This is a genomic window from Aequoribacter sp., from assembly GCF_965659035.1.
In the GTDB taxonomy this organism is placed as follows: Bacteria; Pseudomonadota; Gammaproteobacteria; order Pseudomonadales; family Halieaceae; genus Aequoribacter.
This window is the reverse complement of the sequence record NZ_CBFHWH010000072.1, coordinates 1-10,945: the sequence shown is the minus strand read 5'-3', so window position 1 is coordinate 10,945 and position 10,945 is coordinate 1. Positions and strand designations below refer to the sequence as shown.

Genomic DNA, 10,945 nt, shown 5'->3' with positions numbered 1-10,945 from the left:
TTTATTGACATCGAGACATCGCGATTGCTGGTGCTCAAAGCCTGTCACAAAATGGACCAAGTCGGCGCCAAAGATGCGCGCGATATGATAGCCGCCGCTAAAGTGGGCGTGCCACGCACTATTCAAAACGTATTGGATAAATGCATGCAAATGCATGGTGCCGGCGGTTTGACCGCCGATTACTTTTTAGCCGATGCGTTCAATTATGCCCGCTGGTGCCGCCAAGCAGACGGCCCGGATCAAGTCCACCAAATGGCCTTAGGTAAACAACTGATCAAACAGTGGGGCTAAAAAGCGAAGCTGACGTGACGCTAAGGCGTCACGTCAACGAATAGTTTTTTAAGCGCTTCCGTCGTCGCGCAATCACTGACACGCGCAAGGCTCCCAACCAGCTGAGCGATAAAGCGATCATCGTCACGGCAGGCTAGCGGCACCAAGCCATCCAATGCCATGAGCTTAGCGACATAAGCGCTAGGCTCATCATCGACGCATTGCGCCAAACTGACCGCCAAGGGGTCATTAATAGGGTAAGAGGCGCCCTCTACACCCGTTCCGCGCAGATGCGCCATCCAGCACGCGAGAGCCAGGGCCGTAATCGGTGAATCCAAGCCTTGCTGTCTGCGATCAATGACGCCGCGCAACCACCGCTGTGGCACTTTTTGCGAGCCATCCATCGCGATCTGAGCTAACTGGTGGTGCAAACTATTGTTCGCAAAGCGCTTAAGTAGAGCACAGCAATAATCGTCCAGATCGACAGCAACTCTTACCGTAACGCGGGCTTCGCCAAAGTAGGCTAGCACCAGGGCACGCAAGGCTGGGTCGTTAATCGCCTGGTCGACTGTAGAGTGTCCAAGCAAGAGTCCCGCGTACGCTAAGAGCGAGTGTGCTCCGTTAAGCAGACGCAACTTCATCGTCTCATAGGGTTCAACATCGTCAACCATAGTGACGCCATCGAGCTCCCAATCAGGACGACCATTGCCAAAATCATCTTCGACAACCCATTGCGAAAATTGCTCGGTCACGACAACAAGTGGATCTTTCCTACCAACCCAGCGCACGGATTTCGCAATAGCCTCGTCGGTCACGGCGGGCACGATGCGGTCGACCATGCTCGACGGAAAACTCATGGCCTGAATACTGTCTACCAGCTCTGGATAGTGCCGCTGTGCCAACAAACACACGGCGGTCTGAATACGCCTGCCATTGTGTGGCAGGTTATCGCAAGATAACACGGTGAAGGGAGCAAGCCCTTGAGCCACTCGCGTGTGTATGGCAGTCAGCAATAATCCAGGGACCGATTTAGGCGCGTCCAGGCTCTGCCAGTCAGCGGCAATCGCCGGATCCTCTTGGTTCAAGGCTTCACCATTCGACAATAATCCATAACCCTTTTCGGTGACCGTTAATGTCACTAGGCGTGTTGCGGGGTCGATTAATCGCTGCACCAAAACAGACTTATCGCTTCCCGCAAACAGGGTATCGCTTATAACCCGCACGTTCGTCAGCGTCGCCGTATCTTCCGACTCGTAAGCCACAACCGGATAGCAGTGATCGGCGTCGTGAAGCGCATCGACAATCGCCTGATTGGAGCGAATATTGGCGGCGCAAAGTTGCCACGAGTCATCGCCCGTTCGATCGAAGTACGACTGCAAATACACCGCTTGATGAGCGCGGTGAAAAGCGCCCAAACCAATATGCACAATCGCGGGCACTGTTTTAGACATTGTTAGACCGCGATTTTCTTCAAAGTAGACAGGGTATGAATGACACCTCGCAGCTCTGCCAGACCACGCATGCGTCCAGCATAGGAATAGCCGGGGCGGGTCGTATTGGCCTGCTGGTCGACATCCATGGTATGCCCGTGATCAGGGCGCATTGGGATCGGTAGCCAGTTTTCTGATTGTGCACGACGAGCGTTTTCTTCATCGAGCAGCGCATCGACTATACCCACAATATCGTTGTCACCGTCCAAGTGCTCTGACTCCATAAACGAGCCGTCCGCTTCTTTCTTAATGTTGCGCAGATGCACAAAGTAAATCCGATCAGAGAAAGCCCTTACCAAACTGACCAAATCCGCATCTGCCCGCGCACCAAAGCTGCCAGCACACATCGTAATACCGTTTGCACGACTTTGGAGGTGCTCGGTCAACCTACGCGCATCGTCAGCGGTAGACATCACGCGCGGTAGGCCAAATAACGAAAACGGTGGATCATCGGGGTGAATCGCCATAACCACGCCAGCCTCTTCCGCAACGGGGATAACCTCATCAAGAAAAGCAAACAAGTGCCCGCGATAGGTCTCATCATCAAATTCTGCAAAACGTTCTATCGCGGCTTTTACACCCGCGCGATCGTACGAGCCCTCGCCGCCGGGTAGCCCGGCGATGATATTAGTCTCGAGCGCTTGCACATCTTGCTCGGTCATTTGCGCAAAGCGTGCCTCTGCCTTCGCTAAGACCTCAGCAGTGTAGGAAGTTTCGGCGCCCGAACGCTCCAGCACATAACGGTCATAGGCCGCAAAATCAGTCATCTCAAATTTTAGCGCGACGCTACCATTGGGCAGTTTGTACGAGAGACTCGTTCGAGTCCAATCGACCACGGGCATAAAGTTGTAGCACACCGTACGCACGCCGGCCTTGCCCAAATTACGCAGCGATTCTTTGTAGTTTTCGATCATGCGCTCATAATCGGCGGTGCGTGATTTGATATTGTTGTGAACGGGTACCGATTCCACAACCGACCAGGTGAGCCCTGCCTCTTCAATAATCGTCTTACGCTCGAGAATGTCGGCAAGAGGCCAAGCTTCGCCTGTGGGGATGTGATCCAAGGCAGATACGATACCGGTTGCACCGGCTTGCCGGATTTGACTGAGCGTCACTGGATCAGAGGGACCAAACCATCGCCACGTTTCTAACATCGCCTATTCCTTGCCATAGTACGAATTTGTATTGCTGGGCATTATCGGTCAAGTGGCCTGACCAATCAAGTCGTTTTGTAAAATTTTTGTTTAAACGCCGCCTGAGCCCAGCTCGCCGTCGACAATTTGAGACAACACTCGACCCAAGTGTGAATGCATTGCCGAACGTGCTGCGTCGGCATCACGACGCCGAATGGCCTCATAGATTTGACGGTGATCTTCAACCGAGGGCTGGATTCCACTTTGGCGCTGCTGCTCATGAAAAAACATGCTCATGGCCGTTGTCGTGCGCCACTCCCAAAGCCGTTCGATCATAGCGATCATCGCGCTGTTTTTGGTCGCCATTGCAATTAAGGTGTGAAACGCCTCGTCGGCATCCTCATGCGCATCGGAGGCTTCGTTTTCTGCCGCCATATCGTCCAGGGCACCAGCAATGAGAGCTAAATCAGTGTCGTTAGCCCGTTGAGCGGCAAGCGCTGCAGCCTCGCCTTCTATAAAATAACGTGCTTCGATAAGTTCGAGTGGGCCTGGCGCATCATCCGGCATAGACTTGTCGTTTAGCTCCGGCCTTTTTACATAAACTCCTGAACCCGAGCGAATCTCAACAAGATCGGCAATTTCGAGAGCAATCATGGCCTCGCGGATAGTGGGACGACTGACCCCAAACAGCGATGCCAGATCTCGCTCGGAGGGCAAGCGCTCACCCTCTTTGATCTCTCCATTACGAACCTTTTCTGCTAACTGATCGGCAACTCGAAGGTACAAACGTTCTTGCTTAATCGACTGTATTTTCATAGAGCTATTCACTGTTCATTTGCTCCAATCATACCCGAAAACTCCCCCATCACTAAGCTTCCTCGCTTCAGACCCAGTAGAACTTCTGCATTGTATTGCGTGCTAGCTGATGGGCTTGGCTTAAAATCCTTGCATCTACATTTCGCGCAAATCACCTCGACGATAATCTAGGCGCTGACACCTCATACCACCCGACCGAGGCGGTCATGTGGCCTTACCAAAGAAAGACTAACGTAGAGGTGGTGCAAGTGCAAATAGTTTTGGGAACACAAAAAGGTGAAAAACCGCTACGAGAGCGGCTTTAAACTGAAGATCCTGTAACAGACCGAATTAGCCAGCCGTTTTCAAGCCGCAATCCGGCACCAGCTCAAAGTTGATCACCCGAGTTTTCGGATCAAAGCCAACACAGTACACCGCGACTTCTTGGGCCAACTGAAAGCGCCGCGTCGTTGAAGTTAGACTGACCGTCCATTTATCAAAGCTGAACTTTTCAGGATCCTTGCGCAAATCGACAAACCCCTCAAGGCCTGAATCAGTTAAGCGCGCAATAAAGCCACTGCTACTGATTTGCGCCACGACCGCGCTCAAGGGAACCTGTCGCTTAAATCCAGTCAGCTTTTTCAGGTAATTGGCCGCGAGCCACCGTTCTGCGTAGATGCAGGCATCTCGCGCAGTTTGAATGCTCTGACTCAAGCCATCCAGCACGCCCTGTTCGATGCCCGTATCCACTTGGTCTCGCAACAAAGCTTTTAACTGTCGATGAACCAACAAATCGGCGTACTTGCGTAAAGGCGATGTGCAATTAGTGTAAGCCGGCAGAGCCATACCCATGTGGGCACCACCCGCCGTCGTCAGGCTAGCGCGCGTCAGCAAACGGTTGACCATTTGACGTAGAGGCAGTTCATGCTCACTGCTGGCGAGCGTCGCCATTATCTGGCGATATCCCGCAACAGTCGTCGGGTCAACCTCTAGAAGCTCAGGCGCAAACCGCTCGAAAAACTGCTTGGCCTCGTCCAATCGATCGGCTCTGAAACCGCTATGAGTGACAAAAGGACCACTGCTTTGCTTTTCTAGCATGAACTGCGCAGCACAGCGATTGGCTACGACCATGCATTCTTCAACAAGCTTTTGCGAAGTTAGCTTTTCATTGGGCTCGATCGATTCGATCTGCTTCTGATCATTTAACACCCAGCGGAACTCTTGGCGATCTTCCATGACCAGCTCGTTTGCAGAACGACGCTCACGCAATACTCGATACAACTGGTATAAGGCTTCAACGGCAGAAGTGTGCATCACGGGGTCTTCGTTATTACCCGACAGGTAGCGATCTACCGCGTAGTAGCTTAACTTGCCGTGCGACTTGATAATCGCCTCGATGAATTTAAATTGGGTAATTTCACCGTCGTTGTTGATATCCGCCTTTAACACCAGAGCCGGGCGCGGCTCGCCCTCAACTAATGCGCACGTTTGCTGTGCCAATAGTTCAGGCATCATTGGGATGACATCACCGTGAAAATACACCGAGGTCGCGCGCGCACAAATAGCCTGGTCAAGCCTAGACCCAGGCTTAATATAATCTGCCGGGTCAGCAATAGCGACGTAAAGAGTCCAACCATCAGCAGTAGTTTCAGCGTATAAGGCGTCGTCAATATCCTGCGTTTTGGCGGCATCGATCGAGACAAAACCTAAGGCGGTTAAATCGACACGACCTTCAAGACTGATACCCGCTTCAACCGCTGCCTCAACGTCTTTTTGTAAAGCTGGAGACCACTCGTCAGCCAAACCAAAGCTTGCTACCGCGTATTGGTTTTCGATCCCGGGTGTCGAATGATTACCCAACACTCGCAAGATTTTAGCTTGCGGTTTACCGTCTTTAATGGGGTGACGCAGTATGGCGCATCGCACGTGATCGCCAGCCTTGGCGCCATTACGGGCGTGAGGCGGAACAAACAACCAGCGTGTGAGAGTGCCGAAATCGGGTTGCACGAAAAATGCTTTCCCTTTGGTCACGCAAGTCCCAACGAATTCGCCCATAGGACTTTCGATGAGCTTTTCAATGTCGGCGACAGGCTTGCCTTCTCGGCCCGGATGAACGCACACGCGCGCGCGGTCACCTGGTAGTACTTTAAGCATTTCATCGGGCGGAACAAAGATTTCACGCCCATCATCCAGTACGGCAAAACCGTAGCGAGATTGAGTGCCTTTGATGGTTGCATCAACTCGCTCTTTTTCCGCCTCCATCTGCGATTTTAGGCCTTTAAGGCTGGCCAACGCATCTTTATCTAGCATGGAGAGCTTTTCACAAAAAAGAAAAAGCATAACGGAAAAACACCGGTCTGTCAGTGATTATACGAGGCTTTAACGCAAATTAACGAAAGCATGATTTTATTGTTGACAGCGCGTATAAGCCCACCGAGACTGAAACGGAATCTTCTTGAAAAGGAACGCTGCATGTCGGTATCGCCCAAGCTTCGAGTTGAACCCACCCCCCTGACCTCTTCACCCAAAAAAACCTACGTCCTAGACACCAACGTCCTGCTTCATGACCCCAACGCCATTACGGCTTTTAATGAGCACCATGTCGTCATTCCCATGACCGTTTTGGAAGAACTCGACGACATTAAGGATCGACGCGATAAAACAGTCAGTCGAGAGGCACGAATTGCCATCAACCTCATCGAGAAAATTGTCGAGGGCGCCACGCCGGCAGAGCTACAAGCCGGTGTTGAAATTCCGGGATCGTCGGTGTCAGGCCCCCTGGGCAATCTATCGGTTTATGCCGATCAAATTATTGACGATGACAGCGACGTACCATTTTTAAGTGTTAAAGAAGCACACAGTAACGACAACCGAATCATCAATGTCGCCCTGCGCCTTCAAGCAGCCGCAGAAGACAGCTTTGTTTGCTTGGTAACCAAAGATATCAATATGCGCATCAAAGCCAAAGGCTCGGGGCTTTTACACGTGGAAGATTACCGCCGCGATAAAGTTCTGGACGACATTGACTTACTGGCGCGGGGCTGGACAAGAATCACAGGTGATTTTTGGTCGGGTGTAGCTGAAGTCGAGACACTACGTGAGGGCGATACCACGCTGTACCGAGTGCCTCGGGAGGTATTACCAGAGGCCTACCCCAATCAATTCATTTACGACGAGCAAGAGTTCATTGCCTGTGTAAAGCGCATGGACAGCGAGCACCTCTACCTGAGAGTCGAAGATCGTCATCATTTAATGAACCGCCAATTTTGGGGACTGACTCCGCGTAACCTGGAGCAAGCCATGGCCATGGCTTTGCTGGACGACAGCAACATCGACATGACAGTCCTCACCGGGCCCGCAGGCTCAGGCAAAACCTTAATTGCGCTGGCCTACGGCCTGCATGCCATTCTTGAAGGCGGCAAATACAGCAAACTCATTGTCGCCCGATCGACGCCGCCCATCGCCGAGGACATTGGCTTTTTACCCGGGACAGAGGAAGAGAAAATGGCACCTTGGCTTGCCGCATTTGACGACAATCTCGAGATTCTGCACGGTGCTGACGAATCCACCAGCGGTTCGATCGACTACGTCAAAGAGCGCGCCAATATTCAGTTTAAGTCTTTAAACTTTATGCGCGGACGCTCGTTCAATAATGCTTATATCATCATCGACGAAGCACAGGGACTCACCCAGTTTCAGTTAAAATCGATAATTTCGAGGGTTGGATCCGATTCGAAAATTGTTGTGCTTGGCAACCTTGCTCAAATCGACAATAAATACATATCGCCACTCAGCTCGGGACTGACCTACCTGGTCGAAAAAAGTAAGGCCTACGCCCATGCCGGTATTATGACCATAGGCGGGATTGTGCGTTCGCGCCTAGCCGCTTTTGCTGAAGAGCAGCTGTAGGAACGCCCAGGCCAGGACGGCTTAACCCGCCTTGGCCATACTCTCTAGCATTGCGGCCATTTGATTGCGCACCACATCGATGGCTTTGAGTGGGCGCACCATCACTTTAAAGTCGGTGATCTTGCCATCGTCATTCCAATGAATAATGTCCACACCGTTTACATGAATCCCTTCGAGCTCAAGCTTAAACTCAAGCATTGCATCATGTGGCCCAATGATTTCACGCACATAAGTAAACGACTCGTTCATTAATACGTGAAAGGCAGCCGATAAGTACGCGTGCGTAATCGCACGCCCCTCTTGGGGTGAATGTACCACCGGCGAGTGAAACACCACCTCGTCGGCCAACATCTCGTGCAAACCTTCGCTGGTATGATTTTTGGCAAGTGCATGCCAACGATCGACAACCTGACTCATGTTCATCCTTATATTCTTGTTGGGTCTTTAACAACGGTGATCCATTTCCGTGTGCGAGCAAGCTGAGGCTACATCATCAAAACGATCCAACTTATTAAACCGAATCATGGACTGGATCTCTTTGACATACTCTTCACCACGCGTCGAATAACGAATCAACCCTTCAGCCAACTCTGCACCTTCCGGGCTACTCAATCGCTTGCGCTCTTGCTCTCGAATAAGGCGCAACTCGCGGTAGGCGTCTCCGGTATTTAGGTTATGTACGTATGCTTTTACCGAGTCCCGATACGTCGAGAACGAGCGCACCTCATAAGTCTGCCCCGCAGGACGGCCTTTGGGCACCATGCCACAACCCGGCGTGAAACACCATTGACCAAACAAAGCTTTGCCCTGAGTCGCGAAACGAGATCGCCCCCAGTTGCTCTCGTTGGCCGCTTGTGCCAGCAACAAACTGACGGGCACGACATCAACGCGGCGCAACAGTGTTTGCTTATCACTCGGATCCACATCGTAGCGCTCTGCCAGTCGGTTCAAGAAACGCCGATCCCACCAACCTATACTGTCTTTTGATTCTGCGATATCCAAAAGCCGGCTTCGATCTTCTAGAATGCTCGTGTTTACCCTCGCAGCGATCGGCTGAAGATAATCAAAAAACGCTGTTTTACGAGCTTGCACACTCTCGATAGCTGCAAAATCGGGCGGAGCGTGCTCGCCTGCAAAGCAACTGGTCAACGAACTGAACAGCAAACCGGCCAGCCAAAAATGGCGCTTAAATACGGGACTCATAATGACTTCATTTTTGTGTTTTCTTGAATTCTAACCTGCGGTAGCACGCAACCCGACTATTTTTTGCGGGAATTTTGACCTTCGCACTGAGAAAACATAGTCTTGTTGCCATTGCGATTGGCCCCGGAGATGACACAAACCATGGATACGCAGCGCTACACCGACCACATTTTTTGCATTGACACCGACTACGCTGCACCTGGTATCGCTTGCGCGTACATTGTACAAGATGGGGAGGAATGCGCCCTTATCGAAACCGGCACCGGCCCTGCCCTATCCGCCATGATGGAACGCATTAGCGATTTAGGGCTGTCTCTCGACCAATTCAGCGCCGTTATCCCGACCCATGCGCACCTAGATCATGCCGGCGCCGCTGGGCATTGGATTGAGGCCATGCCCAATGCCAAGCTCTACTGTCACCCCAAAGCTGCGCGCCACTTAATCGACCCTTCGCGCCTCGAAGCCTCCGCTCGCGGAGTCTACGGAGAAGCTTTCGACGCACTGTATGGGCAGTTGATACCGGTACCAGAAAATCGAGTAGTCATTTTAGAAGATCACGATTCAGTAGAGGTTGGTCAGCGCGGGCTCACCGCCTATCATACCCGGGGTCACGCGGACCACCACCTGTGTTTGTGGGACGAGCAAAGCCGCGGCTGGTTTACCGGCGACTCGTTCGGCATTTGCTACCCCTGCATGCAGACAGGGGATTGGCCTTTTGCCTTGCCGGCCACGACCCCCACACAGTTCTTGCCGTCATACTACCAAGAGTCTATCGATATCATCGCTGCTAAAAAGCCCCAGTGGATTTACCCTACCCATTACGGCCGTATCCCCTTTGACGTTCGAACAGCACAAAGCCTAAAGCAACAAATTGGCGCCTATGCCAACATTAGCGACATCGAGCACGCCGCTGCAGAGCTTCAAAACATCACGCTGCACAATTTAACCCAGACGTTTAGCGGGCCAGAGGCAACGACGATATTAGACAGTCTTGGTCAAGATCTGGCCTTAAATGCACAGGGTGTTATGCACCGACTACAGAATCGGACACGCTAGCGCAAAAGTACCGAAATTTTCAGATTCAAACCAAAATCTGACTCCCCGTTACTACCAGAAAATCTATATACTTGCGGTTTACGTGGTACCTGCGGATTTGATTATGTCGCCTTTTATCTTGCTTCAGCGCCTATTACCCCAACACCTACTGTCTCGCTGGGTGGGGCGCCTTGCCGAACTCAAGCATCCAAAATGGCTCAAGAACACCCTGATAAAAGCGTTTATTAAACACTATCAGGTCAATATGGAAGAGGCCTTCGCACCCTACCCCGAAGCCTACGTCAATTTTAACGAGTTTTTCACTCGCGCCTTAAAGCCAGGGGCTCGCCCGCTGGCCGTTGCCGATGTGCTGAGTCCCGCAGATGGAGCCTTTAGCCAGGTTGGTAAAATCAATGGGGATCAGATTTTTCAAGCCAAGGGCAAATCATTTACAACTACCAGCCTACTCGGTGGCAACGAAGAATGGGCCGCGCTCTTCCAAGATGGCGATTTCGCTACTATTTACTTAAGCCCAAAAGACTATCACCGCATTCATATGCCGATTCAAGGCACCCTGCTCGCCACTCGATACATCCCTGGCGACCTTTACTCGGTAAATCAAACCACCGCCGAAAATGTCGATGGACTGTTTGCTCGCAACGAGCGTTTGGTGTGCCTCTTCGACACAGAGGCGGGCCCAATGGCAGCCGTCTTGGTGGGTGCTATGATCGTAGCGGGTATCGAAACCGTCTGGGAAGGCCAAGTGGCACCTCCTGGATCGCAGATTATTACTCGCCACTACGCCCAACCAGCGCCGGCTATCGAGCTCAAGCAAGGGGATGAGCTCGGCCGGTTTAAACTGGGGTCAACTGTCATTTTGCTGTTCGGCAAAGATCAGATCGCTTGGGAGACTTGGTGTCACGCGGGCAACGACATCCGCATGGGCGAATGCATTGCCTCACGAATAAACGTTTAGACGGGGCGGTCGGCGTCTAACGCGTCGACCAATATTTGATAACTGCGAAATCGAGCTTCGCTGATACGCCCCTCGTCCACCGCCGCCAAAAGCGCACAATCTGGCTCAGCTTCGTGCTTGCAATCACGAAAACG

General features: G+C 52.1%; 10 protein-coding genes. 4 read left to right on the top strand and 6 right to left on the bottom strand.

The annotated features are described in order from the left end of the window. On the top strand, window positions 1-291 hold a 291-nt coding region (locus ACTF5Z_RS09570; RefSeq protein ID WP_438985439.1), incomplete at its 5' end, for an acyl-CoA dehydrogenase family protein. Window positions 292-311: 20 nt separating this feature from the next. Here the strand turns inward: ACTF5Z_RS09570 and ACTF5Z_RS09565 are convergent. The 4 genes from ACTF5Z_RS09565 to ACTF5Z_RS09550 all read right to left on the bottom strand — a co-directional run bounded on the left by ACTF5Z_RS09565 (window position 312) and on the right by ACTF5Z_RS09550 (window position 5,998). Next, window positions 312-1,721, bottom strand: a complete 1,410-nt coding sequence (locus ACTF5Z_RS09565) for a mannitol dehydrogenase family protein (protein WP_438985438.1) — start codon at window positions 1,719-1,721, stop codon at window positions 312-314. A 2-nt stretch (window positions 1,722-1,723) separates the two neighbouring features. Beyond that, a complete protein-coding gene (gene uxuA / locus ACTF5Z_RS09560) occupies window positions 1,724-2,914 on the bottom strand; it encodes a mannonate dehydratase (RefSeq protein ID WP_438985437.1) in 1,191 nt (396 codons plus the stop codon). A 90-nt stretch (window positions 2,915-3,004) separates the two neighbouring features. After that, window positions 3,005-3,709 carry a FadR/GntR family transcriptional regulator gene (locus ACTF5Z_RS09555; RefSeq protein ID WP_438985436.1) on the bottom strand — a complete coding sequence of 235 codons (705 nt, stop codon included), beginning with the start codon at window positions 3,707-3,709 and terminating at the stop codon, window positions 3,005-3,007. 330 nt (window positions 3,710-4,039) lie between these two features. Continuing rightward, window positions 4,040-5,998 carry a ribonuclease R family protein gene (locus ACTF5Z_RS09550; protein WP_438985435.1) on the bottom strand — a complete coding sequence of 653 codons (1,959 nt, stop codon included), beginning with the start codon at window positions 5,996-5,998 and terminating at the stop codon, window positions 4,040-4,042. A gap of 162 nt (window positions 5,999-6,160) precedes the next feature. Between ACTF5Z_RS09550 and ACTF5Z_RS09545 the strand changes: the two genes are divergently transcribed. Beyond that, window positions 6,161-7,597 carry a PhoH family protein gene (locus ACTF5Z_RS09545; RefSeq protein ID WP_438985434.1) on the top strand — a complete coding sequence of 479 codons (1,437 nt, stop codon included), beginning with the start codon at window positions 6,161-6,163 and terminating at the stop codon, window positions 7,595-7,597. Between the two features lie 21 nt (window positions 7,598-7,618). Here the strand turns inward: ACTF5Z_RS09545 and ACTF5Z_RS09540 are convergent, their stop codons facing one another. Both ACTF5Z_RS09540 and ACTF5Z_RS09535 read right to left on the bottom strand, forming a co-directional pair. Further along, window positions 7,619-8,014: a nuclear transport factor 2 family protein gene (locus tag ACTF5Z_RS09540; protein WP_139042576.1), complete on the bottom strand. Its 396-nt coding sequence runs from the start codon at window positions 8,012-8,014 to the stop codon at window positions 7,619-7,621. Window positions 8,015-8,041: 27 nt separating this feature from the next. Next, the gene (locus ACTF5Z_RS09535; protein WP_438985433.1) at window positions 8,042-8,800 is read right to left on the bottom strand and encodes a glucosaminidase domain-containing protein; all 759 of its coding nucleotides are present in this window, start codon (window positions 8,798-8,800) and stop codon (window positions 8,042-8,044) included. A 129-nt stretch (window positions 8,801-8,929) separates the two neighbouring features. On the opposite strand from ACTF5Z_RS09535, the gene ACTF5Z_RS09530 reads away from it, so the two are divergent. Beyond that, window positions 8,930-9,856: an MBL fold metallo-hydrolase gene (locus ACTF5Z_RS09530; protein ID WP_438985432.1), complete on the top strand. Its 927-nt coding sequence runs from the start codon at window positions 8,930-8,932 to the stop codon at window positions 9,854-9,856. Between the two features lie 103 nt (window positions 9,857-9,959). Continuing rightward, window positions 9,960-10,811 (top strand): archaetidylserine decarboxylase, encoded by an 852-nt coding sequence (gene asd / locus ACTF5Z_RS09525; protein ID WP_438985431.1) that lies wholly within the window; start codon window positions 9,960-9,962, stop codon window positions 10,809-10,811. Window positions 10,812-10,945: the final 134 nt, after the last annotated feature.